This is a genomic window from Acidovorax sp. FHTAMBA (assembly GCF_038958875.1).
Lineage (GTDB): Bacteria > Pseudomonadota > Gammaproteobacteria > Burkholderiales > Burkholderiaceae_C > Acidovorax.
Genome location: NZ_CP152407.1, coordinates 60789 through 86692, shown reverse-complemented (window position 1 = coordinate 86692; position 25904 = coordinate 60789). Strand labels below are relative to the sequence as shown.

General features: G+C 68.0%; 17 protein-coding genes. 8 read left to right on the top strand and 9 right to left on the bottom strand.

Going from position 1 to position 25904, the window contains the following annotated elements:
- Nucleotides 1–2: 2 nt before the first annotated feature.
- From AAFF19_RS00355 to glnE, 4 genes are all read right to left on the bottom strand, one after another.
- The gene (locus AAFF19_RS00355; protein ID WP_342721032.1) at nucleotides 3–1208 is read right to left on the bottom strand and encodes an efflux RND transporter periplasmic adaptor subunit; all 1206 of its coding nucleotides are present in this window, start codon (nucleotides 1206–1208) and stop codon (nucleotides 3–5) included.
- 191 nt (nucleotides 1209–1399) lie between these two features.
- Nucleotides 1400–2782, bottom strand: a complete 1383-nt coding sequence (locus AAFF19_RS00350; RefSeq protein WP_342721031.1) for an efflux transporter outer membrane subunit — start codon at nucleotides 2780–2782, stop codon at nucleotides 1400–1402.
- Entirely contained in the window at nucleotides 2779–3519 is a 741-nt protein-coding gene (locus tag AAFF19_RS00345; RefSeq protein WP_342721030.1) for a CerR family C-terminal domain-containing protein, read from the bottom strand. Before AAFF19_RS00345 ends, AAFF19_RS00350 begins: the two co-directional genes overlap by 4 nt.
- A gap of 113 nt (nucleotides 3520–3632) precedes the next feature.
- Nucleotides 3633–6380, bottom strand: coding sequence for a bifunctional [glutamate--ammonia ligase]-adenylyl-L-tyrosine phosphorylase/[glutamate--ammonia-ligase] adenylyltransferase (gene glnE / locus AAFF19_RS00340; protein ID WP_342721029.1), 2748 nt, complete (start codon nucleotides 6378–6380; stop codon nucleotides 3633–3635).
- Between the two features lie 98 nt (nucleotides 6381–6478).
- Here glnE and AAFF19_RS00335 point away from each other — a divergent pair, with 98 nt between their 5' ends.
- From AAFF19_RS00335 to AAFF19_RS00320, 4 genes are all read left to right on the top strand, one after another.
- Nucleotides 6479–10648 carry a YhdP family protein gene (locus AAFF19_RS00335; protein ID WP_342721028.1) on the top strand — a complete coding sequence of 1390 codons (4170 nt, stop codon included), beginning with the start codon at nucleotides 6479–6481 and terminating at the stop codon, nucleotides 10646–10648.
- Nucleotides 10648–11466 (top strand): carbon-nitrogen hydrolase family protein, encoded by an 819-nt coding sequence (locus AAFF19_RS00330; protein WP_342721803.1) that lies wholly within the window; start codon nucleotides 10648–10650, stop codon nucleotides 11464–11466. Before AAFF19_RS00335 ends, AAFF19_RS00330 begins: the two co-directional genes overlap by 1 nt.
- A 68-nt stretch (nucleotides 11467–11534) precedes the next feature.
- Nucleotides 11535–13508, top strand: coding sequence for an ATP-binding protein (locus AAFF19_RS00325; RefSeq protein WP_342721802.1), 1974 nt, complete (start codon nucleotides 11535–11537; stop codon nucleotides 13506–13508).
- Nucleotides 13509–13602: 94 nt separating this feature from the next.
- Nucleotides 13603–14232 carry a response regulator gene (locus tag AAFF19_RS00320; RefSeq protein WP_342721027.1) on the top strand — a complete coding sequence of 210 codons (630 nt, stop codon included), beginning with the start codon at nucleotides 13603–13605 and terminating at the stop codon, nucleotides 14230–14232.
- Between the two features lie 39 nt (nucleotides 14233–14271).
- On the opposite strand, the gene AAFF19_RS00315 is transcribed toward AAFF19_RS00320, so the two are convergent.
- Complete coding sequence (locus AAFF19_RS00315; protein WP_342721026.1) at nucleotides 14272–14916, bottom strand: OmpA family protein; 645 nt, start codon at nucleotides 14914–14916, stop codon at nucleotides 14272–14274.
- A 137-nt stretch (nucleotides 14917–15053) separates the two neighbouring features.
- Nucleotides 15054–15236: a hypothetical protein gene (locus AAFF19_RS00310; RefSeq protein WP_342721025.1), complete on the bottom strand. Its 183-nt coding sequence runs from the start codon at nucleotides 15234–15236 to the stop codon at nucleotides 15054–15056.
- Here AAFF19_RS00310 and AAFF19_RS00305 point away from each other — a divergent pair.
- Together AAFF19_RS00305 and AAFF19_RS00300 are read left to right on the top strand one after the other, a co-directional pair.
- Complete coding sequence (locus AAFF19_RS00305) at nucleotides 15169–16392, top strand: MltA domain-containing protein (protein WP_182120627.1); 1224 nt, start codon at nucleotides 15169–15171, stop codon at nucleotides 16390–16392. The two genes, AAFF19_RS00310 and AAFF19_RS00305, sit on opposite strands and share 68 nt — an antisense overlap.
- A 63-nt stretch (nucleotides 16393–16455) precedes the next feature.
- Nucleotides 16456–18474 carry a DUF2868 domain-containing protein gene (locus AAFF19_RS00300; protein WP_182120628.1) on the top strand — a complete coding sequence of 673 codons (2019 nt, stop codon included), beginning with the start codon at nucleotides 16456–16458 and terminating at the stop codon, nucleotides 18472–18474.
- Between the two features lie 76 nt (nucleotides 18475–18550).
- Here the strand turns inward: AAFF19_RS00300 and AAFF19_RS00295 are convergent, their stop codons facing one another.
- The 3 genes from AAFF19_RS00295 to AAFF19_RS00285 form a co-directional block, all read right to left on the bottom strand.
- Nucleotides 18551–18982, bottom strand: coding sequence for a hypothetical protein (locus AAFF19_RS00295; protein WP_246331064.1), 432 nt, complete (start codon nucleotides 18980–18982; stop codon nucleotides 18551–18553).
- Between the two features lie 104 nt (nucleotides 18983–19086).
- Nucleotides 19087–20826, bottom strand: a complete 1740-nt coding sequence (locus tag AAFF19_RS00290) for an MFS transporter (RefSeq protein WP_182120630.1) — start codon at nucleotides 20824–20826, stop codon at nucleotides 19087–19089.
- A gap of 154 nt (nucleotides 20827–20980) precedes the next feature.
- On the bottom strand, nucleotides 20981–21466 hold the full coding sequence (locus AAFF19_RS00285) for an Lrp/AsnC family transcriptional regulator (RefSeq protein ID WP_008903861.1): 486 nt from the start codon (nucleotides 21464–21466) through the stop codon (nucleotides 20981–20983).
- Nucleotides 21467–21657: 191 nt separating this feature from the next.
- On the opposite strand from AAFF19_RS00285, the gene AAFF19_RS00280 reads away from it, so the two are divergent.
- Both AAFF19_RS00280 and yajC read left to right on the top strand, forming a co-directional pair.
- On the top strand, nucleotides 21658–25227 hold the full coding sequence (locus AAFF19_RS00280) for an indolepyruvate ferredoxin oxidoreductase family protein (RefSeq protein WP_342721024.1): 3570 nt from the start codon (nucleotides 21658–21660) through the stop codon (nucleotides 25225–25227).
- 307 nt (nucleotides 25228–25534) lie between these two features.
- Entirely contained in the window at nucleotides 25535–25870 is a 336-nt protein-coding gene (yajC, locus tag AAFF19_RS00275; RefSeq protein ID WP_008903863.1) for a preprotein translocase subunit YajC, read from the top strand.
- The last annotated feature ends 34 nt before the right edge of the window (nucleotides 25871–25904 follow it).

Below are 25904 nucleotides of genomic sequence, written 5' to 3'. Positions count from 1 at the left end.
CCTTAATTAATAGCTGTTGGCGCTTTACTGGTAAGCGCCAGGGCCATTTTTTGCTCGAAATCCGGTCCCTGCGACGTGCCGCTGGCGGGTGGCGTGCTCACCACGCGCACCAGATCGCCGTCGTTCAGAAAGCCTGCGCCGCGCACAGCCACCGCCGCATTTGCTTCCAGGCCTGAAAGCACTTCGACCCGGTCGGCCACGCGCCGGCCAGTCTGCACCTTGCGCATCTGTACCCGTTGGTCGCCGCCCACCACAAACACGTAGGCGAAGCCATCGCGCACCACCAGCGCTTCTTGCGGCACGGTCAGCGCCTCGCTGGCGCCCAGTGCGAACTCACCGCGCGCAAACATGCCCGCACGGAAGTCCGCGTTCAGGGGTAGATCCACGTACACCAGCGCATTGCGCGTCTGCGGGTCCACCGTCGGCGCAATCATGCGCACCGTGCCTTCTGCCACCGCACCACTGGCCGCTGTCACGCTGACCTTGGCGCCCGGCGCAATGCGGCGCAGCTCGGTAGACGTGACTTCGGCGCGCCATTCGAGGCGCCCTTTGCGCACCATGCGAAACAGCTCGGTGCCTGCGCCCACCACCGCGCCCACGGTGGCCGTGCGGGCCGAGATCACGCCACTGTCGGGCGCAAGCACCTGGGTGTGTTTGAGCCGCAGTTGCTGCGCATTGAGCGTGGCCTGTGCCGCCTGCACGCGTGCTTTGGCGGTTTGCTCGGCGGTGGTGAACTGCTGGATCTGCTGCTGGCTGAGCGCGCCCGTGGCTTGCAACGAACGGGCCCGATCGGCATTGGCGGCGGCCTCGGCGGCATTGGCCTGCGCTTCAAGCAGGCTGGCGCGCACCTGGGCGACATCTGCCTGCACGGTATCGGCCGAGAACGTGGCGAGCACCTGACCGGCCTTGACCACGTCACCCACATTCACGCGCACATCGGTCAGGCGCAGGCCATTGCTCTCTGCGCCAATGCTGGCCTCCTGCCAGGCAGCCACATTGCCGTTGGCGGCCAGACGCAGGGGCACGGCGGTGCGCTGGGGCTGGGCGGTGGTCACGGTCATGGCAGGGCGCGCCTGGCCCGCCTTGGGTTCATCGGCCGCACGCGATGTGCCCGAGAAAACCAGGGCACCGCCCATGGCCAGCACACACGCGGCGATCAAGGCGAAGGCGGTGGGGGAAAACTTGAAGGGGAAAGAGGAGTGTTGCATGGGCTTCGTCCTGAAGAATTCTTATCAGCTGTGCATGGTGTTGGGCGTGGTCCACTGCGCTCGAAACTGGCGATGCGCAGACGAGGGCAGCCAAGCAAGGGCCGCCCCGCAGCGAGGGCTGCGTCCTCCTGCCCGCGTAGCGCAGCGCAGCGAGAGCGGGGGGAAGGCCCGCAGGGCCTCAGGGGGGGGGCTCATAGCTCCCATCCGCCACCGGCGGCGCGGTACAAAGCAATCCAGGCGGCCTGGCGTTCGTGCTGCAGCGCAATCACCGCGTTGTCGGCGGCCAGGGCCGTGCGGCGCGCATCCTCCAGCTCGACCAGGCTCGCCAGCCCGGCGCGCCAGCGTGCCTCGGTGGCATCAAACGACGCGCGGTAGCCGGCGGCAGCTGCCTGTGCACTGGCGCTGCGCTCGGCCGTGCCCTGCAGCCGCACCAGCGCCTGCTCCACCTCGCTCACGGCCTGGCGCACCTTGGCACGGTAGAGCGCGGCGGCTTCGTCGTAGCGCGCCTGCGCTGCCTCCACCTGCGCACCGCGGCGGCCGCCGTCAAACAGCGGCACGCTGAGCGCCAGCGGGCCAATGTTCCAGGTGGTGAGGTCGGTCGTCACGCCCGCGCTGCGCACCCAGGCGGCCCCCACGGAGCCGCTCAGGCCCAAGCGCGGGTAGCGCTGCGCTTGCGCGCTGCCCACCTCGGCACTGGCAGCGGCGACTTCGCGCTCGGCGTTGTACACGTCGGGGCGCTGGGCGAGCACCTGGGCCGGCAAGGTCGCAATGGCGAACAGGGCTTGCGGCGCGGCGGATGCCGGGGTGGACAGGCGCGCACGCAGCGCGGTTTCGTCCCAGCCGGTGAGCGCCACCAGGGTCTTGATCTCCACTTCGCACTGCATGCGCTGCTGCGAAGCGCGGGCCTGTGCTTCGGCGGCGCTGGCACGCGCCAGGGCCGCGGTGGCAGGTGCCGTGAACCCGGCGCGTTCGCTCAGGTCCGACAGCCGCGCGGTTTCGCCGCGCGATTGCGCGTCGCGCTCGGCCACGCGCAACTGCGCAAGGCAGGTGCGCAGGCTGCTCGTCTGCTGCGCCACCTCGGCGGCCACGCTCACGCGCGCTTCGTGCCACAGCGCCTGTGCGCCTGCCAGCCGCTCATCGGCAGCGGTCTTGGTAGCGCGGTTCGCACCAAAAAGGTCGATCTCCCAGCTCGCCTGCAGCCCGGCCTGCGCCGTGGTGGCGTTGCCCGCGAGCTGCTCATTGAAACCCCGGCTGGCGCTGGCCTGCGCATCCAGCGACGGCAGCAGCGCGGCGCGGCTCGCCACCTGCGTGGCGCGGGCCTGCGCAATGCGGGATTGGGCCTGCGCTACCCCGGGGCTCACGGCCTGGGCCGCGTCGATCAGCTCCACCAGCAGCGGGTCGCCCAGTTGCGTCCACCACCGCGTCAGATCGCCCATTGAGCCCTGGTGCGGCAAGGGCGCTTGCCACGCCAGCGGCGGTGGTGCCGGCACCTGCGCCGGGGGCGGTGTGATGGCGCACGCGCCCAGCGTCAGCGGCAGGCAGGCCCAGAGGAGTCGTGGGGTGCTCAAGGTCATGGTTTCGGGGCCTTCTCGCGGGGAGTCGTTGGGTTGTGTTGCGTCGTGCGGTGCGCAGGGTGCCGGGGCGCACGTCGCCGCGCCATTTCGCCCTGCACCATGCTCAGGCCATAACCTGTCAGGCGTTCCACCCAGCCGTCCACCGCCTCCGGGCCAGCAAGCCGGGGTGCAATGGCCTGCAGGGGATCGCGCTGCGTCCAGAGCTGCATGATCAAACCCGCCAGGCTGAAGGCCAGCCGGTGCATATCGTCATCCACTTGCGTAACGCCCATGTGACGGCCCAGCACCTGGAGCATGGCCAGGTGGGGGGCGCGGCATTCGCGCTCTATGAGTTCAGGCCACACATGGGTTGGCTCCAGCAGTTCTCGCACATGCAGTCGCAGTGACTGCGTCACAAGATCATCGTGCTTGAGCGGTTCCAGAAAGCCGCTGAAGTAGGCCGTCAGCGCCTGTTGCAAGGTGAGCGCAGGATCGGCAAACACCGGAATGAGGTCGCTGCCGCTGCCAAAAGGCTCGTAGAACGTGGCGGTGTAGAGCCGGGCCTTGTCGCCAAAGTGGTAGGCGATCGCCGCCACGTTGGTGCCGGCCGCCTGGGCGATGGCACGCACCGAGGTCTGTGCAAAGCCCCGCTCGGCAAACAGCTGCAGCGCCGCGTGGAGCAGCCGAATCCGCGTGTCTTCACCATCACTGCGGGCGGTGCGCAGGGCTGCAGGAATCAGGGGGGTGCCAGAACTCATGGCACCGGATTACACACCAGAATTCAAACAACTGTTTGAATTGACTGCCCCTGTGCCCTCCGATTCGCTTGAAAAAGGTGCAACGAAACGTCACGCCCTTGGTGGCGGGTCGCTCACCCGAAGACTGATTTCCAGAGCGCCAGCACCGCATCCCGCTGCGCCTGCAGCGCGGGCGGGGTGACCTGGGTGGGCGCTTCGTCCAGGCGCGCCACGTGCTGCACGCGCCGGAGTTCGCGGTAGGCATCCGCTGCCGCCACACCCACGCCAGCGGGCAGCAGCCCCACCTGCTCGGCGCGCTGCAGCAGCGCAATATTGCCCACGTTGCCGCGCAGTTCGGGGTGCTGTGCCGATTGCGAAAGCACCAGGTACTGCACGGCAAATTCGGCATCCACCATGCCGCCCGGGCTGTGCTTGACGTCAAATTTTCCGTCGCGCGCCGGATGGGCAGCGCGCACGCGCTCGCGCATCAGAACGATTTCTTCACGCAGGGCCGCAGGGTCGCGCTCCGAGGTGATGACGGCCTCGCGCACCGCGTCGAAGCGCGCCTGCAGGGCCTCGCTGCCCATCACGAAACGCGCGCGCGTCATGGCCTGGTGCTCCCAGGTCCACGCGGTGTTGCTGCCGCGCCGTTGCTGGTAGTTCGCATAGGCCTCGAAGCTCGTCACCAGCAGGCCCGAGTTGCCGTTGGGCCGCAGGGCGGTGTCGATCTCGTACAGGTCGCCTTCGCCCGTCTTCACGGTGAGCCAGTTGATGAGCTTGCGCACAAAGGCAGCGTAGACCTCGGGGGCGCGCTCATCGTCGTCATCGAACACGAAGACGATGTCCAGGTCGCTGCCGTAGCCCAACTCCTTGCCGCCCAGCTTGCCGTAACCAATGATGGCGAACTGTGGGCTCTCGCGGTGGCGCGTCTTGAGCCGGCTCCAGCACCACTGGGCCGTGATGCGCAGCACACTGTCGGCCAGCGCAGAAAGATCGTCCGCCACCTGCTCGACGGTGATGCGCCGCTCCACGTCGCGCGCGAGGGTGCGGAAGGTTTCCGCATGCTGGGCGCGCCGCAGCAGGTTGAGCAGGGTTTCGTCATCGTCTTCGCCGGTAGACTGCAGCGAAGCAAGCCGCACGGCCAGTTCGCGCTCGAAGTCGGCCACCACGAACCGCTCGGTCAGCAGCGAATCCCCCACCAGTTCATCAATGACGCCAGGGTGTTGCAGCAGGTAGCGGGCGGGCCACTTGGCCGCGCCCAGCAGGTGCAGCAATTGCTCGTGCACAGAGGGGCGCTCCAGCAGCAGGGCCAGATAGCTCTCGCGGCGCAGCAGGGGCTCGAGCCAGTTGGCCAGGCGCAGGGCGGCCTCCTGGGTCACGCGGCCTTCCTTGAGCCACAGTGCGGTGCGTTGCACCAGCCTGAACAGACGGGCGCGGGCTTCGTCGCGCAGCCCTGCCACGCGCGGGTGGTTGCGCCATTCGGCCACGCGTTCGCGGAACCCGGGCGGCAACTGTTCCAGCAGCGTTTCGAATTCGGGGGGGGCTGCTGCCGCAGCGCGGGGGCCGCCGCAGCCGCCACCATTGCACTGCTTCTTGCCGGCTCCGCCCAGCAGCGTGTCAAATTCCTGCGCCACAAGCTCGCGGTGCGCATCCAGCTCGTGCAGGAAAGCGCAGCAATCGGGATACCCCAGGGTGTGCGCGATCCATGCAAGATCGTCGTCGCGCGTGGGCAGCACATGGGTCTGCTGGTCGTCCAGGTACTGGATGCGGTGCTCCACGCGGCGCAAGAAGACGTAGGCCCGCGCGAGCGCGTCGGCCGTCTCCTGCGGCATCAGGCCCGCCTGGGCCAGGCGGGTGAGCGCATCGAGCGTGGGCCGGCGGCGCAACTCGGGGAACTGGCCGCCCCGCACCACCTGCAGCAGTTGCACGGTGAACTCGATCTCGCGGATGCCGCCACGCGAGAGCTTGACGTCGTTGGCACGCTCGGGGTGGCCTGCGCTGCGCTTGGCCGCGTGGTCCCGGATCTGGCGGTGCAGCACCCGCAGCGCATCGAACACGCTGTAGTCCAGGTAGCGGCGGAACACAAAAGGCAGCACCACGCTGCGCAGGGCCTGCACTTCCGGACTGCCAATGCAGCTGCGCGGTGCCACCACCCGGCTCTTGAGCCAGGCAAAACGCTCCCACTCGCGGCCGTGCAGCTGCAGGTACTCCTCCAGCGCTGCCAGCGATACCGAAGGAGGGCCGGAATTGCCATTGGGGCGCAGCGCCAGATCGACGCGGAACACGAAGCCATGTTCGGTGGTGTCTCCGACCATGCTGTAGATGGACTTGACCGCGCGCGCGAAATACTCGTGGTTGGAGATGCGCCCCCGGCCGTCGGCCGTGCCAGCGGTTTCACCATCGTGTTCGTACACGTAGATGAGGTCGATGTCGCTGGAGACGTTGAGTTCGCGCGCCCCCAGCTTGCCCATGCCGATGATCCACAGCTGCACGGGCTGGCCTTCCGGTCCTTGCGGCGCACCGTGGCGCTCGTTCAGCTCCTGGCGGGCGTGCTGGCAGGCGCGGTCCAGTGCCAGCTCGGCTAGTTCGGTCACTGCGCTGGTGATGTCTGCCAGCGGGGCCTGCGCCTCGCAGTCCATCCGGATCAGCCGCTCCATGACCAGCTGGCGCAGCACCCGCAGCGCGGTGCCCGTGTCGCAACCGCGTGCACGCAGCGCTTCGTAGGCCTGCTCCATGCTGGGCCACCGGGGAACACCGGGGGGGAGCAATGCCAGGTCGGCCTCGTAGCGGCGGTGCAGGCGCTGATAGAAACGCGAGTGCGCCGCCCCGTGAACAAAGGTCGCGGAGGGATTGCAGGAGGATTCAGGATGCGGCGCGGACATGGCGGCCGCAGCGTGGTGCTGCGTACATAAGAACACCGGTTTGTAGTGAACCCGCGCTAATCCTGCGGGTCATAATTCCTGCCACATTCAATCCCACCATGATCGATCCCACCACCCATCCCACCCGCCTGCTGAAAACTGTGGCAGGTCTCGCGCGGTGGTCTCTGGGTTTGCTGCTGGCCTTCTGGCTGCTGCTGACCATCGCGTGGGGGGCACTTCATGGCTGGATTGTGCCGCGAATCGGTGATTTTCGCCCGCAGCTGGAGGCACATGCCGCACGCGTGCTGGGGGTTCCGGTCCAGATCGGAGCGATCGCTGCCCGCACCGAAGGCCTGATACCTTCCATCGAGCTGTCGGATGTCGCCCTGCTAGACACTGCCGGGCGTTCTGCGCTGCGCCTGCCCCGGGTGGTGGTGGCGCTGTCACCACGGTCGCTGCTCAAGGGCGGTTTCGAGCAGCTCTATATCGAAGAGCCTGACCTGGATGTGCGCCGCACCGTGGACGGGCGGATCCAGGTGGCGGGCCTTGAATTCTCGCCGCAGCCCGGCGAAGACAGCGCCGCAGCGGACTGGCTTTTCTCCCAGGATGAGGTGTTCATTCGTGGGGGCACGGTGCGGTGGACCGACGAGCAGCGCGGCGCCCCGGAGCTGGCCTTGCAGAAGGTGGATGTGCTGCTGCGCAACGGGAACTGGGACCACCACCTGCGCCTGGACGCCACGCCGCCCGAGGCCTGGGGGGATCGCTTCACGGTGGTGGGGCTGTTCCGTGCGCCCTTGCTGCGCGCGCGTGACGGCAACTGGAAGCACTGGACCGGGCAGGTGTTCGCCCACTTTTCCCGGGTAGACGTTTCGCGGCTGCGCCACCACGCGGACGTTGGGGTGGAGATCGCCGCGGGCCGTGGCGCCTTGCGCGCCTGGGCGGATGTGCAGCGCGGGCAGATTGTGGGCGGCACTGCCGACCTGGCGCTCGCGAATGTCAATGCCAGGCTGGGGCCGGATTTGCAGGCGCTGGTATTGCCCTCGGTGGAAGGGCGTCTGGGCGGGCGCCGCTTGAATGGTGGCTTCGAGTTTCTGACCCAGGGCCTGCAGTTCGAGACCGATGACGGCCTGGTCTGGCCGGGTGGCAACCTTCGGCTGGTGCACACCGCCCCCCGGGGCAAGGTGCCGGAGCAGGGCGAGCTGCGCGCCGATCGACTGGATCTCGCGGCGCTGGCCCAGGTCGCTAGCCGGTTGCCGCTGGGCGCCCCGGCCCATGATGCCTTGCGCGCCTATGCGCCGCACGGTCTCGTGGACGAAATCCAGGCCAGCTGGAAGGGGCCGCTGGAAAAACTGCAGCAGTACCAGGTGCGGGGCCGCATCCGCGGGCTGGCGCTGGGCAGGGGCAGCGCGGGCGGGGTTCCTGCCCAGCTGGGGTTGCGCGGTGCCAGCGTGGACATCGACATGACACAAGCCGGGGGCAAGGCCGCGCTGACCATTGCCTCGGGTGCCCTCCTGCTGCCGGGCGTTTTTGAGGACCCGGTGCTGCCGCTGGACCGTCTCAGTGCCGACATGCGATGGCAGATAGACGGAGACCGTGTGGCCGTACAGGCCAACGACGTGCAGTTTGCCAACGCGGATGCGCAGGGAGAGGCCCGGGCCACCTGGCATACCAGCGATCCCGGCAAGGTGGCGCACGGCGCACGCTATCCGGGGGTGCTTGACCTTACGGGCGTACTGACCCGGGCGGACGGAACGCGTGTGCACCGCTACCTGCCGCTGTCCATCCCCGCAGAGTCGCGGCACTACGTGCGCGATGCGGTGGTGGCTGGCAGTGCCAGCAATGTGCAGTTCAGGGTCAAGGGCGATTTGCACGATCTTCCGTTCAACGATCCGAAGCAGGGTGAATTCCGCATCGCTGCCCGCGTCAAGGATGTCATCTACGCCTATGTGCCGCCGCAGCTGCAACCGGCCAACACCTTGCCCTGGCCGGCGCTGACAGAGCTCACGGGCGAGCTGGTCTTCGAGCGCTCTTCCATGCAGGTGCGCGGCGCGAGTGGCAGTTTTGCCGGACGTCCGGGGCTGCGGCTGTCACGGGTGGAGGCAAAGATCCCGGATCTGGCACACACCGTTGTCAGTGTCAGCGCCGATGCGCGGGGGCCGCTTGCCGAGTTGCTGGCCCTGATGACTTCATCGCCGCTGGGCGGCATGACAGGCAATGCGCTGGACCGGGCCACGGGCACGGGCAATGCCGACTTCCAGCTTCGACTTGCCCTGCCCATCAGCGACATCGACAAATCCAAGGTGCAGGGCAGCGTCACGCTGGCAGGCAATGAGCTGCGGATCACTCCGGACACCCCCACCCTCAGCCGGGCGCGGGGCGTCGTCCAGTTCACCGAATCCGGCTTCTCCCTCCAAGCCGTCCAGGCCCAGGCGCTGGGCGGCCCGGTGCGGCTGGAAGGGGGCATGCGCGCACTGCCTGCCAATGCCCCCGCGACGGAATCGGCCGTGCAGCTGCGTGCCCAGGGCACTGCCACGGCCGAGGGGCTGCAGCAAGCCACGCAGCTGGGCATGCTGTCGCAGCTCGCGCGCCGCGCAGCGGGCAGCACGCCTTACGCGATGACGCTCGCCTTTCGGCGGGGTGTTCCCGAGTTGCAGGTCACCACCAGCCTCCAGGGCCTTGCGCTGTCATTGCCGGCGCCCCTGGGAAAGACGGCAGACACCAGTTTGCCCCTGCGCTTTGAAAGTCAGGTCGTACGCGAGTCGCTGGTGGGGCTCACACAGTCAGGCAATGGCGCGCAGACGACGCCTCTGCACGACCAGATCACGCTGGATCTGGGGGTGGTGGGGTCGGCAACCTATGTGCGCGACGTGAGCGGGCCGCAGGCGCGGGTGTTGCGGGGGGCGATCGGCATCGGTCTGGCGGCGGGCGAGTCCGCCCCGCTGCCCGCTCAGGGCGTGGCCGCCAACATCAGCCAGGGGAAAATTGATGTGGATGCCTGGGAAGATGTGCTGGCGCAAGCCACAGCCGCCGAGCCCGCTGCGCGCCCTTCGGCGCCCGCCCCTGCAGCAGGGCCACCCGGGGTGGCACAGGACTACCTGCCCTCCACCATGGCTGTGCGTGCCCGCGAACTCACCCTGCAAGGCCGGACCCTGCACAACATTGTGGCGGGCGCCCTGCGCGAGGGCACCACATGGCGCGCCAACCTGGATGCCACCGAACTCAACGGCTATCTCGAATACCGCCAGCCGGGCAGCTTCGACCACCCCAACGGGTTGCTGTTTGCCCGGCTCTCGCGGGTGAACATGCCACAAAGTGACGTGAGCCAGGTGGAGGCGCTGCTGGACGAGCAGCCCGGGGCCTTGCCCGCCCTGGACATCATCGTGGACGACTTCGAGTTGCGCGGCCGGCGCCTGGGGCGCGTGGAAATGGAGGCCAGCAACCGCGGCGGTGATGGGGCGCAGCGCGAATGGCGTCTTTCAAAGTTCAACATACTCGCACCCGAAGCCAGCCTCACCGCGAGTGGCAACTGGGCCCTGCTCAACACAGCGGCCCCCGGCCCCCGGCCTGCACAGCGGCGCACGGTGCTCAGCTTCCGGCTGGACATCCGCGACTCGGGTGACCTGCTTGCCCGCATGGGCATGGCCAACGTGGTCCGGCGGGGCAAAGGTCGCCTGGAGGGCCAGGTGGCCTGGATTGGCGCCCCCTTCAGCCCCGACTACCGGACCATGACCGGGCAGATCAACGTCAACGTGGAGTCGGGCCAGTTCCTCAAGGCCGATCCCGGCCTTGCCAAGCTGCTGGGTGTGCTGAGCCTGCAATCACTTCCCCGGCGCCTGACGCTGGATTTTCGCGACGTGTTCAGCGAAGGCTTTGCGTTTGACTTTGTGCGGGGTGATGTGCGCATCGAGCAGGGGGTGGCCACCACCAACAACCTTCAGATGAAGGGCGTCAACGCCGCCGTGCTGATGGAGGGCAGCGCCAATATCGACCACGAAACCCAGGACTTGCGGGTGGTGGTGGTGCCCGAAATCAATGCCATGACGGCCTCGCTGGTGGCAACCGCCATCAATCCCGTCATTGGGCTGGGAAGCTTTCTGGCGCAGGTGTTTCTGCGCGGCCCGCTGATCGAGGCGGCCACCCAGGAGTTCCGCATTGATGGCACCTGGACCGACCCGCGCGTGGTGCGCGTTCCGCGCCGCGGCCGCGATGCCCCGCCGGCAACCGAAGCCCCCGTCCGCACGGACCCCGCCCTCCCGCCCAGCCCGGGCGGCACCGGAGAACCCCCATGATGAACGTTGCCGCGATCCAGATGGTGTCGTGCACCCGGCTCGAAGACAACCTGCGCGACGCCCGTGCGCTGCTGGAGCAGGCGGCCCGCGCCGGCGCCGAGCTGGCGGTGCTGCCCGAATACTTCTGCGTGATGGGCCACCAGGATACGGACAAGCTCGCACTGCGCGAGGTACCGGGCGACGGCCCGATCCAGCGCTTTCTGGCGAGCGCCGCGCGCGATCTGCAGATGTGGATCGTGGGCGGTACCCTGCCCCTTGTGGCCACCACGCCCGAGCAGGTGCGCAACACCACCCTGGTGTTCAACCCGGCCGGCGAGTGCGTGGCTCGCTACGACAAGATCCATCTTTTCCACTTCGACAATGGCCGCGAGCAGTTCCATGAAGGCCGCGTGATCGAGGCCGGCAACACACCCGTGCAGTTCGAGCTGCCGTCACGCTCCGGCCACCGCTGGAAGGTCGGTCTCTCGGTGTGCTACGACCTGCGGTTTCCCGAGCTGTACCGCGCCCACGCACGTGCCGGGGCCGACCTGTTGCTGGTGCCCAGTGCCTTCACCCACACCACGGGCCAGGCGCACTGGGAGGTGTTGCTGCGCGCACGTGCCGTGGAAAACCTGGCCTATGTGCTGGCGCCCGCCCAGGGCGGCACGCACGAGAACGGCCGGCGCACCTGGGGCCACAGCATGCTGGTGGACCCGTGGGGGCAGGTGCTTGCCCAGCAGCAGGAGGCACGCGCGGGCGTGGTCTCGGGCGCTCTCGATCCCCAGCGCCTGCGCGATGTCCGGCTGCAGCTGCCTGCGCTCTCGCACCGCCTGCTGTGAGGATCCCGCAACAACGCACCCTCTTGCGGCGCTGGCGCGGCGCATGGCGGCGCTGGTCGCTGTGGACGATGCTGGGCATTCTGGTGTTTGCCATGCTGGCCACGCTGGTCTGGCTGGCCGGGCGCTACGAGGCCAGCCAGGTGCAGTCGCGCCTGGAGCGCGATACGGCCGACGCCGTATCGGATATCCGGGTCGCACTCACCCGCAACCTGCAAAGCCTGCAGGCCCTGAACGCGGGTGAGCCCGGCGACCTGGCCTGGGAGGTGGAAGCCACCGAGCTCCTGCGCAACCGGCGCGAGCTGGTGCGTATCGAGTGGCGCGATGCCAACCTGCGCGTGCGCACCCATGCCCAGTCGCCGTATCGCCCCGTGGCCTGGGACCTGCGTCTGCGCGACGGCAGCCAGTCCGATGCGGGCATCGCCTGCGCCAACGCGCGCCGCTTGAGCAGCCCCGCCTATTCCAGCAGCTATTTCCAGCCCTACGGCGACGGGCTGGGCTCGGAGATGATGGAGCTGTGCCTGCCGCTGACCTCGGGCGGGCGCACCACCGGCTTCCTGGTGGCCACGTACTCGCTGCAGGACATGCTGCTCAACCTGGTGGCCCCCAGCCTCACACGCAACCAAGAGGCGTCGTTTACTGAAGCCGATGGCACCCGGCTTGCCGTGCTCGGCGCTGCGCGCCGGGGCTCGCGCATGTTCATGGCGCAACAGCTGCTGGATCTGTCCGGCACCACGCTCGTGCTGCGCATGGACGCCTGGCACAGCGCGCCCAGCCTGTTCCCCAATGTGCTCACGGCGCTGGTTACGGCCATGTCGATTGCACTGGTCACGGTGATGGTGGTTCTTGTGCGCGACAACCGCAGGCGGCTGAGCGCAGAGCGCGACCTGGCCGACGCGCTCGCGTTTCGCAAGGCGATGGAGGACTCCCTGGTCACGGGGTTGCGCGCCCGCGATCTGGAGGGCCGCATCACCTATGTGAACCCGGCTTTTTGCGCCATGGTGGGTTTCAGCGCCCAGGAGCTGCTGGGCCAGAGCGTGACGGCGCCCTATTGGCCCCCCGAGCGGGTGGAGGAATACCGCCAGCGCCAGGCGATCCGTTTTGCGGGCACCGTGCCGCCGCGCGAGGGCTTCGAGTCCGAGTTCATGCGCAAGGACGGCACACGCTTTCCGGTGCTGATCATCGAAGCCCCGCTGATCAATGCCCTGGGCCAGCACACGGGCTGGATGAGTGCGTTTCTCGATATCAGCGAGCAGCGCCGGGTCGAAGAGATTTCCCGGGCGTCCCAAGAACGCCTGCAGGCCACCGCACGCCTTGCCACGGTGGGCGAGATGGCCTCCCTGCTCAGCCACGAGCTGAACCAGCCCTTGGCGGCCATCTCCAGCTACGCCACCGGCTCCATCAACCTGCTGGAGGCGTCTGCCGCCGCCGGACCAGAGGACGCCCCCGCCGCCAGTGCCGGGCAGCTGAAGGACGTGCGCATGGCCATGCAGCACATTGCGCGGCAGGCGGAGCGTGCTGGCAAGGTGATCAAGAGCGTGCACGATTTCGTGCGCCGCCGCGACCAGGCGCGCGAGGCCGTCCAGGCGCAGCAGCTGCTCGACGCCATCCTTCCGCTGGTCAGCCTGCAGGCCCGCAAGCTTGGCGTGCGCGTGCACACCTCGGTAGAAGCCCACCTGCCGCCGGTGCTGTGCGATCGCACCATGGTGGAACAAGTGCTGCTGAATCTTGCGCGCAATGCCATGCAGGCGATGGACGACCCGTCCCTGCCCCGGCGCGTGCTGGATCTTCGCGTGCGCCGCGCCGCATCCAACCAGCACAGCGGCTGGGTCGAGTTTGCGGTCACCGATGTGGGGACGGGTATTGCCGCCGACGTGGCCGAGAAGCTCTTCACCCCGTTTTTCACCACCCGCACCGAGGGCATGGGGCTGGGTCTTTCGCTGTGCCGCACGGTGATCGAGCAGCACGGCGGGTACCTGGGCTTTGCGCCCCACGAGCCGCGTGGTACGGTATTCACCTTTACCTTGCCCGCAGCAACCCCGTAATTCTTGGGGCAAGCCCGCACGGCGGGGTCACCCTGCGGTGCGCCGGTTTCATCGGCACCAGGGCGTCGAAAAACAGGGATAACTGAGCTGAACTATGGAGCCCATCACCAACGCCACCGTGTACATCGTCGACGACGACGCCAGCGTGCGCGAAGCCTTGGCCTGGCTGTTGCGCTCGCGCAGGCTCCTGAGCGAATCGTTTGAAAGCGCGGAAGCCTTCGAAGCCGCGCTCAACAGCCGCACGTCCCAGCGCCAGCCCAGCTGCCTGCTGCTGGACGTGCGCATGCCGGGCATGAGCGGGCTGGCGTTGTTCGACCGGCTGGCCGTGCGTGGCGACCTGGCTGCCATGCCGGTCATCTTTCTGACCGGGCACGCCGATGTGCCGACTGCGGTGGACACAGTCAAGCGCGGCGCATTCGATTTTTGCGAAAAGCCATTTTCCGACAACGCGCTGGTCGACCGCGTGGAGCAGGCGCTGACGCAATCGGCCCAGCACCTTGCGCAACTGCGCGAGCGCAGTGATCTGGAGGTGCGGCTGGCAGAGCTCACCGACCGCGAGCGTGACGTGATGGATCTGGTGGTGGCAGGCCTTCCCAACAAGCTCATTGCCGACCAGCTGGTCATCAGTGTGCGCACGGTGGAGGTTCACCGGTCACGGGTGTTTGACAAGATGCAGGTCAAATCGGCCGTAGAACTGGCGAACCTGTTGCGCGCAGGCCCGTAGGCGCGCCCACCGTGCGGGCGGCGCTCCGGCTGAGGCTGCTTAACGTGGACGCTCGCCCACAAAAATCTCTACCCGGCGGTTGCGCGAGCGGCCATCGTTGGTGTCGTTGCTGGCGATGGGGTAACGCTCACCCATGCCGTCGATGGCAATGCGTCGGCCATCCACGCCCCGGGCCACCAGGTAGCTGCGCGTGCTGGCAGCACGGTCCACCGAGAGCGGGTTGTTGATGGCGTCACTGCCGGTGTTGTCGGTGTGCCCCACGATGCGCACGTCGGTGCTGGGGTTGTTGCGCAACCCCATGGCGAACTGGTCGAGCACGGGGGCGAAGTTGGGCTGGATGTCCGAGCGGCCCACGGCAAACGAGATGTCGCTCGGGATGTTGAGCATGAGCTGATTGTCGGCCGTCTGCGTCACGCCGACACCGGTGCCGCGTGTGGCCTGCTCCATTTCGCGCTTCTGGCGTTCCATGTTCTGCGACCAGATGTAGGTGCCCAGGGCGCCCACACCCGCACCCACCACCGCGCCCGTGCCGGCATTCCCGCCTGTGGCCGAGCCGATGACGGCACCCGCCAGGGCGCCCACGCCGGCGCCTGTGGCCGTGCGGCGCTGGGTGTCGTCCATGCTGGCGCAGCCGGTAACAAGAAGAAGGGCGGCAGTGCTGCCGAGAAGAATGGTTTTGCGCATGGTGTGCTCCTTGGATAGATTCAGGTCAGCCGCGCACTGCGGGCCTTGCCCGAGCCCCGGCTCACCGCCATCATGTTGCCGGGCAGAGCATGCCGCCATCGGTCCATTTGCACACCGGGTGTAGGACGGGGCGCTGTTTAATCGTTGTTCGGGGCCGGTGGGGGGGCTTTTGTCACTGGCACCGGGGGTGCCGAAGGAGGGGGCGCCGGCGCCTGCGGCGGCGGCAGTTCACCCCCCTTGCGGCCCGAAAACATGGTCCACCACACGATGGCCACCAGCAGCACCAGCGCAAGCAGCGCTTCAAGCAAAATCAGACCCATGAAATTGACACTCCTGCGCGCTGTGGGAACGGCGCTGATTGTAGGAACGCTGGCTGCCTGCTCCACGCCCCCGGCCCCAATTCCCTCCCGCCCCGGGGCCATCCCCGCGCCGCCACCCCCCGCCTCGGTGGTGCTGCCCGGCGACACCGGCCCGCTGCCCCCCCCGATGGCGCAGCCCAAGAGCCGCTGGATGCCCGTGCGCTGGGCCGAGCTGCCGGGCTTTGCCGACGATGCGCTGCACGAGGCATGGAACGCCTGGATCAAGAGTTGCGAACGCCCCCAGCCGCCCTTCACTGCGCTGTGCAGCGAGGTGCGCCAGCTCAGCATTGCCACCACCGACGAACAGCGCGCCTGGCTCATTGCGCGGCTGCAGCCGTATCGGGTGGAGGCGGCCGATGGCAACGCCGAAGGGCTGCTCACGGCGTACTACGAGCCGATGATGGAAGCCAGCCGCCTGCCCGGCAACGGCTTCACGGTGCCCATCTACCGCGTGCCGGCCAGCCTGGGCGCGCGCAAGCCCTGGTATACCCGCCAGCAGATCGAGACCCTGCCCGAGGCGCAGGCCGCGCTGGCGGGCCGCGCCATTGCGTGGCTGCGCGACCCGGTGGAATCGATGGTGCTGCACATCCAGGGCTCGGGCCGCCTGCGTGTTACCGAGGCCGATGGTTCGGTGTCGGTGGTGCGCGTGGCTTATGCCGCCACCAACGACCAGCCTTATGGGAGCATCGGCCGGTGGCTGCTGGACCAGGGCTACACCCGCGACGCCACCTGGCCCGGCATCCGCGCCTGGCTGGCGGCCAACCCCCAGCGCACCAACGAACTGATGTGGACCAACCCGCGCTACGTGTTCTTCAAGGAGGAACCCCTGGTGGGCATGGACGCCGGCTTTGGCCCCCGAGGGGCGCAGGGCGTGCCGCTCACCCCCGGGCGCTCGATCGCGGTGGACCGGCAGAGCATTCCTTACGGCACGCCCGTGTGGCTGGCTTCCAGCGGGCCGCAGGTGCAGCTCAACCGCCTGGTGCTGGCGCAGGACACGGGCAGTGCCATCGTGGGCGCGGTGCGGGCGGACTTCTTCACCGGCTGGGGCCCCGAGGCGGGCGACATTGCCGGGCGGCTCAAGCAGAACCTGCGGCTGTGGGCACTGTGGCCAAAATAATGGTCAAAACAGCCTCTGGCGCTTATCCAATAAGCGCCAATAGCTATTGAAACAGGAGCACTCATGCGCGTGACCGAGCCCCAGCTGCGCACCGTGCTGCTCGCGCAGGCCATCGAGCACGCAGACGCGGGGCACACGCTGGTCAGCGCGGTGGAGCTGCAGGAGGCCACGCGCCATGCCGTGGCCGCCGCCCGGGCGCGCAGTGTGCCGCGCGTGGGGGTGGCCGAGGTGATGCTCGATCGCGCCACCACCATCGCCCAGCACGCCAGCGGCCGCGACAGCACCGTTGCCGCACTGAACCCACAGCCCGGCCATGGCGAACGTGGCGGGCTCGCACCCTGGGTGGCGCGCGGCCTGCCGCTGGCGGCGCTGCTGCTGGGCCTGGCGATAGACCGCATCAGCAACGCGCACCGGGTGGACCTGCTCTCGCCGCCGCTGCTCACCGTGCTGGCCTGGAACGTTGCCGCCTACCTGCTGATTGCCTGGCGCGCAGGGCGCAGATCGGTTTCTTCGCCGCCCGGTGCGTGGCTTCAACAGGCGCTGCGCCCGCTCGGCCACCCCTTGGGGGACTTCTTCGGCCAGGCCGGACGGGGGCGCGGGCTCTCGGCGCGCATCGCGGCCGACTTCCACCGGCGCTGGTGGGCCCATGCGGGCGACCTGCTGCAGCAGCGCACAGCGTGCGTGCTGCACCTGTGCGCCGCCGCCTGGGGCGCAGGCATTGCGCTGTCGCTGCTGCTGCGCGGGCTGGTGGTGCGCTACCAGTTCGGCTGGGAGAGCACCTTTCTCGACGCAGCCCAGGTGCACGCCATTGTCTCGGTGCTGTTTGCACCGCTGACCCTGCTGACGGGTCTGACGCCCTTCACGCTGCAGGAGATCGCCGCCACGCAAAACTTTGCGGGGGAAAGCGGCATGGGTGGCAGCCGCTGGGTGGGGATGTACGTGGGCCTGCTGCTGCTGGCCGTGGTGCTGCCGCGCCTGGCGCTGGCGGCCTGGGCGCGCTGGCGTGAACACCGGTGGCAGGGCCACATCGACCCGCAGGGCCCCGCCTTCGATGCGCTGCGCGCCAGCCTGCCGGGCGACCTGGTGATCGGCCTGCACGGCCCGCAGGGCGAAGTGCAGGTGCTGCTGGGCGCTGGCCTGCAAACCCCGCAGGGCGACCGGCTGGGGTTTGCCGAAGACCCGGCGCAGCCGGTGGATGCCGTGCTGGCCTGGGCCGCCAGCCCACCACCCCCCGCCTGGCAGGCTGCCCCCCGCCTGGCACTGCGGTGGGACGACTTTGGCGCCAGCTGGGTGCTGGAGCCCGCCCTGTTCGACAGTCTGGACGCGGCCCTGCCCGCCCACCACCACGCCCTGGCCCGCCTGCGGGCCGCCTGGGTCGAGCGCAACGAGCAGCGTTTTGGCCAGGCCCTGCAGGCACTGGCGCAGCACCTGCAGGCTTGTGCCGCCCTGCACAGCCTGGCGCCGGAAGCTGCCGCCGCGCAGTACGCACAGCGCGTGCAAACGCTGGAAGCCACGCTGCGCACCCTGCATGGCGCGCCTGCAGCACCCCTGCAGCGCCTGGCGCCCCCGGCCGACCCGGCACAGCGCCTGCCGCTGGTGCGCCGCGCGGACAGCACGGCCCTGGCCGTGGGCACATCCGCCGGGGCCGCCGCAGGGGCTGCGGCCGGCGCCAAGGCCGGTGCCCTGATCGACGTGGGCACGGGCGGCCTCACCCTGGGCGCAGGCACCGCCCTGGGCGCGCTGCTGGGCGGTACCACGGCGTGGGTGGTGCGCGCGCTGCAAAAGAAAGACGAAGGGCGGCAGGACCTGCTGCACCATGCCGCCGAGGTGGCGTGTACGCACTACCTCGTCATCGCTCACCAGCAGCGCGTGCCGCCCGATGAAGCCATGCAGCTGGCATCGCGCTGGGCCGCCGAGGTGACGGGCACCGTGGCTGCACACGGGGCTGCCCTGGCCAGCGCGCTGAAAAACGGCGCGCCGGGCGATGAGGCCGTGCAGACGCTGCTGCGCACCATGCTGATGGGCATCCTGCAGCGCAGCTTTGCGGACCGGGCCGCAGCGCACCGCCCGACGTCGGCGTAAAAAATAAGATGAAACAGGCCGCCAGCGACTGATGGTATTGCGCCGACAGCTATTGAATTAATAGCAAATGCTGCCCTCAGGGGCACGGCGCCCTGACCGCTTCGGTCTCTACCCGTGGCGCCGACGCCGCGGCAGCGAAGGCCATGGACGGGGGCACCGTCACGGTGCGCAGCTGGTCGCCGTCGATGCGGTATTCGTATTCACGCGTCGAGCCCACCATCTCCGTTTTGAACGTGCTGGCCGCCATGGTTGCCGCGTACACCTGGGGGCGCGCAATGCGGTAGCGGTAGGTGGTGGTTGCCGTGCCACTGGTGGTCTTGCAGATCGATTCGAACTGGTCTTCCTGAAACCGCAGCGTGCAGCGGCCCGAGGTGTCCTCGGCTTTTTCGCCCTCCGGCGTGGTCAACACAATTTTGGCGGCGCGCCAGCAGCCGAGCAGGGCGGGGTCGGCGGTTGCAGCGTGGATGGCAGGGGCCCCAAGGGCCAGTGTCCAGAGGACAGAACGCAAATAGCTCGGCATGCGAAAGAAGCGGCCCCGCCAGGGGCGCGCGGTCAGGCTGGGAAGGCCGCCATGGTAGGCGAAGCCGGGGAAGGCCCCGCGCACGCAGGCGCCTACTCCACCGCCCACCGCGTCACCCGCGGCGGCGCATCGCCTACGTGGAAGGCCAGCTTGCGGTCGCGCAGCGCCACGTCGGAGGCGGTCACGCGGTCAAAGCGGCGCAGGTGTTCGGTCCACGACTCGTCCTCGATGCGCTCCACATAGCGCGCGGGCTGGCTGATGTCGTGCAGCAGCTGCCAGCCCAGGGCACCCTGGCGCAGGCGGCTGCGGCGGCTTTCCTGCATCACGGCGCGAAATTCGTCGGCGCGGGCGGGGTCGATGAAGTACTCGATGGTGACCACCAGGTGGCCCGCGCCCGGTGGCACCTCGGCCACGGGCGCCTTGAAGGCGCGCGAAGGGCTCAGGTCTTCTTCCATGCTGCGGTCGGCCACCAGGCGCTGCACCAGCGCCATCGCCACCACGCCCGTGGCGGCAGCGATGCCCACGCTCAGGTGCACATCGCTGACCGTGGCCACCTGGCCCCACACGGCGGCGCCCAGGGCGGTGGAGCCCATGATGGCCATCTGGTAGATCGACATGCCGCGCGCCCGCACCCAGTTGGGCAGCGCGAGCTGGGCCGACACCGAGAGCGAGTTGGCCGTGGTGATCCACGCCATGCCCGCCACGAACATCGCGGGCACCGCCACGACCACGTTGGGCGCCACGGCCATCGCCGCGGTGGCCAGTGCCTGCAGCATGGTGCCGCGCATCACCAGCGCATCGCGCGCCATGGCCTGGCGCAGGCGCGGCAGGAACATGGCGGCCGTGATGGCGCCCGCCCCCATGCTGGCCAGCAGCAGCGTGAAGGTGCCGGCATCGCCGCCGTCCAGGCCCTTGGCCAGCAGCGGCAGCAGCGCCAGCAGCGCGGTGGCATGCAGAAAGAAGATGGAGATGCGCCACAGCACCGCCCGCATGGGCGGCGACTGGCGCACAAACTGCAGGCCCACGCGCATGGCGCTGGTCAGGCGCTCGCGGCCCAGCGGGCTGGGCGTGTGCACGCGCTTCCAGCGCATGATGGTGAAGGCGGAAATGACGGACAGCACCGCGTTGAGCACAAACACCCAGGCACTGCCCGCGCTGGCGATGATGGCGCCCGCCAGCAAGGGGCCGATGATGCGCGAGGCGTTCATGGCAACGCCGTTGAGCGCCAGCGCGGCGGGCAGCTGCGGGCGGCTCACCAGCTCCGGGACGATGGCCGCAAACACCGGCCAGCGCATGGCCAGGCCAATGCCGTTGGCAAAGGTGAGCGCCAGCAGCAGCGGGGCCGTCATGCCGCCCGACACGATGGCAATCGACAGCACCACCGCCACGGCCGCCACCCAGAACTGCGTGGCGATGAAGTAGCGCCGCCGGTCCAGGATGTCGGCCAGCGCCCCGCTGGGCAGGCCGAGCAGGAACACCGGCAGCGTGGACGCCGACTGCACCAGCGCCACCAGGATGGGCGAGGTGGTCAGCGTGGTCATGAGCCAGGCGGCCGCCACGTCGTTCATCCACATGCAGGTGTTGGCCGCCACCCAGGTGAGCCACAGCATGCGGAACACGGGGACGGACAGGGGGGCGAGCGGCGAGAGCGAGGCGGAAGCGGGGGTGGTGGCGGTGGCTGCGGGCGCGCCTTCTTCCAGCTGTGCGCTCACCGTGGCGTCGTTGCCCTGGGAGGGGGCGGCGCGGTCTGCGGCCGGGTCCTGCGCCGGGTGGTCAGGCGAAGGCGGAGGTGCAACGCTGCGCGTGCTTTCGTGGGACGGCAATGGGGGCATGTCCGCCGATTGTGCGACGGCTTGCCGTGCAGCGCAGCCGCGCCGGGGGCGACCCGGACCGGGTCATGGGCATGGTTTGCCCATCGAGAAACATGGTCAAAACAGGTTCTGGCGCTTATTCAGAAAGCGCCAACAGCTACAAAATAAATAGCAATCAGGATCGTGGTCTGGCCAGGTGCGTGAGGGGCAAGGCGCTGCTGGCCTTGACCTCGCCCAGCGAGAAACTGGTGTGCATGTCTTTCACGTTCGGCAGGTTCAGCAGCACATCGCGTGCGAACTGGGAGAAGCTGTCCAGATCGCGCGCCACCACCTGCAGCTCGAAGGTACCGGTGCCGCTGATGTAGTGGCACGACACCACCTCCGGGATCTGGCGGATGGCTTCTTCCATCTTGCGCGTGAGGTTGCCGGTGCTGCGGTCGGCATCCAGCCGCACAAAGGCCAGCACCCCCAGGCCAATCTTGTGCCGGTCGATCTCGGCGCGGTAGCCCTTGATGAAACCCTGCTCCTCCAGCGCCCGCACACGGCGCCAGCAGGGCGCGGCCGAGAGGCCCACACGCTGGGCCAGCTCGGCATTCGTCAGACGCGCGTCAGCCTGCAGCTCGTTGAGGATGGCGATGTCGAATTTGTCGAGAGTGTTCACAAAATGGCTGCCAGAAGAAAGATCCTTTCTCAGAATAGCCTAAACACGGCACAGAACGCAAAGACATATCAGCGACGCAGACATACACTTCTCTGCACACTAGTGCGGCAGCCCTAAACGGGCCGTGTTGCGCTGCCCAGGTGCGCCCACAAGGCGCACATCCCCCAAAAAAAGCCATTGGAGACATAGCCATGAACGCCCCATTGCCGGAACACATTCGCAAGGCCCTCGAGACCGTCACGCTCGACGACAAATACGCGCTGGACCACGGCCGGGCGTTCATGAGCGGGGTGCAGGCCCTGGTCCGCCTGCCCATGCTGCAGCGCCAGCGCGATGCCATGGTGGGCCTGAACACCGCCGGCTTCATCAGCGGCTACCGGGGCTCTCCGCTGGGCACGTATGACCAGGCGCTGTGGGCCGCCAAGAAGCACCTGGCCGCCAACAACATCGTCTTCCAGCCCGGCGTGAACGAGGAACTGGGCGCCACGGCCGTGTGGGGCACGCAGCAGCTGGACCTGTACCCGCAAAGCAAGAAGTTCGACGGCGTCTTTGGCATCTGGTATGGCAAGGGCCCGGGCGTGGACCGCTGCTCGGACGTGTTCAAGCACGCCAACATGGCGGGCACCGCCAAGCACGGTGGCGTGATTGCCATTGCGGGTGACGACCACATCAGCAAATCGTCCACCGCCGCGCACCAGAGCGATCACATCTTCAAGGCCTGCGGGCTGCCGGTGTTCTTCCCGAGCAGCGTGCAGGAGATTCTGGACATGGGCCTGCACGCGTTTGCCATGAGCCGCTTCTCGGGCGTGTGGTCGGGCATGAAGACCATCCAGGAGGTGGTGGAGTCCTCCAGCAGCATCAACATCGACCCCGACCGCGTGAAGATTGTGATGCCCGAAGACTTCGCGATGCCGCCGGGCGGCCTGCACATCCGCTGGCCCGATGCGCCGCTGGAGCAGGAAGCGCGCCTCATGGACTACAAGTGGTACGCGGCCCTGGCGTACATCCGCGCCAACAAGCTCAACTACAACGTCATCGAAGGCCAAAACGACCGCTTCGGCATCATTGCCAGCGGCAAGGCCTACAACGACACACGCCAGGCGCTGGTGGACCTGGGCCTGGACGACGACACCTGCCGCCAGCTGGGCATCCGCGTGCACAAGGTCAACGTGGTGTGGCCGCTCGAAGCCACCATCACGCGCGACTTCGCGCAAGGGCTGCAAGAGATCCTGGTGGTGGAGGAAAAGCGTCAGGTCATCGAATACCAGCTGAAAGAAGAGCTGTACAACTGGCGCGCCGACGTGCGCCCCAATGTGCTGGGCAAGTTCGACGAGCCCGAAGGCGATGCCACCGGCGGCGAATGGTCGATGCCCAACCCCAGTCAGAACTGGCTGCTGCGTGCCAAGGCCGACCTGACGCCCGCCATCATCGCCAAGGCGATTGCCAAGCGCCTGAAGAAGCTGGGCGTATCGAGCGACATCATCGCGCGCATGGATTCGCGCATTGCCGTCATCGAAGCCAGCGAACGCGCCATGACGGAGCTGAAGGTGGACACCGGCGAGCGTGCCCCGTGGTTCTGCAGCGGCTGCCCGCACAACACCAGCACCCGCGTGCCCGAGGGTTCGCGCGCCGTGGCTGGCATTGGCTGCCACTACATGGCCAACTGGATGCCCGACCGCAACACCAGCACCTTCACGCAAATGGGCGGCGAGGGCGTGACCTGGGTGGGCCAGGCGCCGTTCACCACCGACGCGCACGTGTTCGCCAACCTGGGCGACGGCACGTACTTTCACAGTGGGCTCCTGGCCATTCGCCAAAGCATCGCTGCAGGCACCAACATCACCTACAAGGTGCTTTACAACGACGCGGTGGCCATGACCGGCGGCCAACAGGTCGGCGAGCGTCCCGAAGGCCACTCGGTGCTGCAGATCATGAACAGCCTCAAGGCCGAGGGCGTGGTCAAGCTGATCATCGTGACCGACGAGCCGCACAAGTACGACGGCGTGGCGCTGGCCGAGGGCGTGACGGTGCACCACCGCGACGAGCTCGACACGCTGCAGCGCCAGTTCCGCGAGATCAAGGGCTGCACGGTCATCATTTACGACCAGACCTGCGCCACCGAAAAGCGCCGCCGCCGCAAGCGTGGCACGCTGGCCACGCCCGACAAGACCGTGGTCATCAACGAGCTGGTGTGCGAGGGCTGTGGCGACTGCTCGACCAAGTCCAACTGCCTCTCCGTCGAGCCCGTGGAGACCGAATTCGGCCGCAAGCGCCGCATCAACCAGAGCACCTGCAACAAGGACTACTCGTGCGTGAACGGCTTCTGCCCGAGCTTCGTGACGGTGGAGGGCGGCAAGCTCAAGAAGCCCAAAAAGGAAAAGAAGGGCGACCTGTCGGCGCTGCCCTCCATTCCTGAACCCGTGCTGCCCGTGGCCGAAAGCGCCTGGGGCATCGTGGTGGGTGGCGTGGGCGGCACGGGCGTGATCACCATCGGCTCGCTGCTGGGCATGGCGGCGCACCTGGATGGCAAGGGCGTCATCACGCAGGACGCCGGTGGCCTGGCGCAAAAGGGCGGCGCCACCTGGAGCCACATCCAGATCGCCAACCGCCCCGAAGCCATCTACACCACCAAGGTCGATACCGCCAAGGCGGACCTGGTGATCGGGTGTGATTCCATCGTGGCGGCGCACAAGTACACGCTGGCTGTGATGCAGCCGGGCCGCACCTTTGTGGCGCTGAACACCCACAGCACGCCCACCGCGGCGTTCGTGACCAACCCGGACTGGCAGTTCCCCGGCGCCAATTGCGACACCGCCATTGCCGCTGCCGTGGGTGCGGGTGGGGTGGGCAGCTTTGACGCCGAGCAGGTGGCCACGCAGCTGCTGGGCGACAGCATCTACACCAACCCGCTGATGCTGGGCTACGCCTGGCAAAAGGGCCGCGTGCCGCTCACGCTCCCATCGCTGATGCGCGCCATGGAATTGAACGGCGTGCAGGTGGACAACAACAAGGCCGCCTTCGAATGGGGCCGCCGCTGCGCGCATGATCTGGCGTCGGTGCAGGCGCTGTTTGCTGCGGCGCAGGTGATCCAGTTCGTGAAGAAGCCGTCGCTGTCGGAGATGGTCGCCAAGCGCGTGGAGTTTTTGACCGGCTACCAGAACGCCGCCTACGCCGCCGACTACCAGGCCTTTGTCGAGAAGGTGAAGGCGGCAGAAGCCAAGTTGGGCACCAGCACAAAGTTGTCCGAGGCCGTGGCCCGCTACCTGTTCAAGCTCATGGCCTACAAGGACGAGTACGAAGTGGCGCGACTGCACATCGACCAGGCCTTCACGGACAAGATCGCGAACATGTTCGAAGGCGACTACAAGCTGGTGCACCACCTGGCGCCGCCCCTGACGGCCAGGAAGAACGACAAGGGCGAGCTGGTCAAGCAGCCGTTTGGCCCGTGGATGCGCAGCGCCTTCGGCCTGCTGGCGAAGATGAAAGGCCTGCGCGGCACGGCGCTCGATGTGTTCGGCAAGACCGAGGAGCGCCGCATGGAGCGCGCGCTGATCGTGGAATACCGCGCCTGCATCGATGAGCTGCTGGCCCGCCTGAATGCCGACAACCTGGCGCTTGCGGCAGAGATTGCCCGCATCCCCGAAGAAATCCGGGGCTATGGCCACGTGAAGGAGCGCCACCTGAAAGCGGCACGCCCCAAGTGGGACGGCCTGATGGCCCAGTGGCGCAGCGGCGCCACCGCAACGCGCAAGGTGGCCTGAGACACGGCGGGCGCTTGCCCGCTGTTTCAGCGTCATTCGCTATCAAAAATGTAGCTATTGGCGCTTGATGGATAAGCGCCAGAGCCGTTTTTGATGCATATTTTTGAAGGTTCGGTTGCTGCAGGGCGCCTGGCGCGTGAGGGCCTGGTTCAGCGTTGCGCTAACACCCGGCGCGTGCTTGGGTCTTCCCTTGGAGGCAAAGGGCGGGGGGCCGCATACAATGCCCTGTTCCGCCCCGCACACGGCGCCCGTGCGCGCCCGGGGTGGGTGCCGTGAATTTTGAACATCCGTTTGTGGAGTCCCGTCCGTGTTTATTTCTTCCGCTTTTGCCCAAACCGCACCCGCTGCCGCCGCCGAAGGCGGCAACATGATGTCCACACTCACGGGCATGCTGCCCCTGGTGTTGATGTTTGTGGTGCTGTACTTCGTCATGATCCGCCCCCAGATGAAGCGCCAGAAGGAACACCGCGCCATGATCGAAGCCATCGCCAAGGGCGATGAAGTGGCCACTGCAGGCGGCATCGTTGGCAAGGTCACGCGCCTGTCCGAAGGTTTCCTGCACATCGAGATCGCCAGCGGCGTGGAAGTGCAGCTGCAGCGCAGCGCCGTGGTGCAGGTGCTGCCCAAGGGCTCGGTCAAATAAGCAAGAGTCAGCCCCTGGGGCTAGTTGAGTGAAC

Excerpts from the sequence above, each read along its gene's own strand:
- AAFF19_RS00350 (WP_342721031.1), bottom strand. The coding sequence starts at position 2,782 with ATGACCTTGAGCACCCCACGACTCCTCTGGGCCTGCCTGCCGCTGACG.
- glnE (WP_342721029.1), bottom strand. The coding sequence starts at position 6,380 with ATGTCCGCGCCGCATCCTGAATCCTCCTGCAATCCCTCCGCGACCTTT.
- AAFF19_RS00345 (WP_342721030.1), bottom strand. The coding sequence starts at position 3,519 with ATGAGTTCTGGCACCCCCCTGATTCCTGCAGCCCTGCGCACCGCCCGC.
- AAFF19_RS00335 (WP_342721028.1), top strand. The coding sequence starts at position 6,479 with ATGATCGATCCCACCACCCATCCCACCCGCCTGCTGAAAACTGTGGCA.
- AAFF19_RS00330 (WP_342721803.1), top strand. The coding sequence starts at position 10,648 with ATGAACGTTGCCGCGATCCAGATGGTGTCGTGCACCCGGCTCGAAGAC.
- AAFF19_RS00325 (WP_342721802.1), top strand. The coding sequence starts at position 11,535 with ATGCTGGGCATTCTGGTGTTTGCCATGCTGGCCACGCTGGTCTGGCTG.
- AAFF19_RS00355 (WP_342721032.1), bottom strand. The coding sequence starts at position 1,208 with ATGCAACACTCCTCTTTCCCCTTCAAGTTTTCCCCCACCGCCTTCGCC.
- AAFF19_RS00320 (WP_342721027.1), top strand. The coding sequence starts at position 13,603 with ATGGAGCCCATCACCAACGCCACCGTGTACATCGTCGACGACGACGCC.
- AAFF19_RS00280 (WP_342721024.1), top strand. The coding sequence starts at position 21,658 with ATGAACGCCCCATTGCCGGAACACATTCGCAAGGCCCTCGAGACCGTC.
- AAFF19_RS00305 (WP_182120627.1), top strand. The coding sequence starts at position 15,169 with ATGGTCCACCACACGATGGCCACCAGCAGCACCAGCGCAAGCAGCGCT.
- AAFF19_RS00310 (WP_342721025.1), bottom strand. The coding sequence starts at position 15,236 with ATGGGTCTGATTTTGCTTGAAGCGCTGCTTGCGCTGGTGCTGCTGGTG.
- AAFF19_RS00315 (WP_342721026.1), bottom strand. The coding sequence starts at position 14,916 with ATGCGCAAAACCATTCTTCTCGGCAGCACTGCCGCCCTTCTTCTTGTT.
- AAFF19_RS00300 (WP_182120628.1), top strand. The coding sequence starts at position 16,456 with ATGCGCGTGACCGAGCCCCAGCTGCGCACCGTGCTGCTCGCGCAGGCC.
- AAFF19_RS00290 (WP_182120630.1), bottom strand. The coding sequence starts at position 20,826 with ATGCCCCCATTGCCGTCCCACGAAAGCACGCGCAGCGTTGCACCTCCG.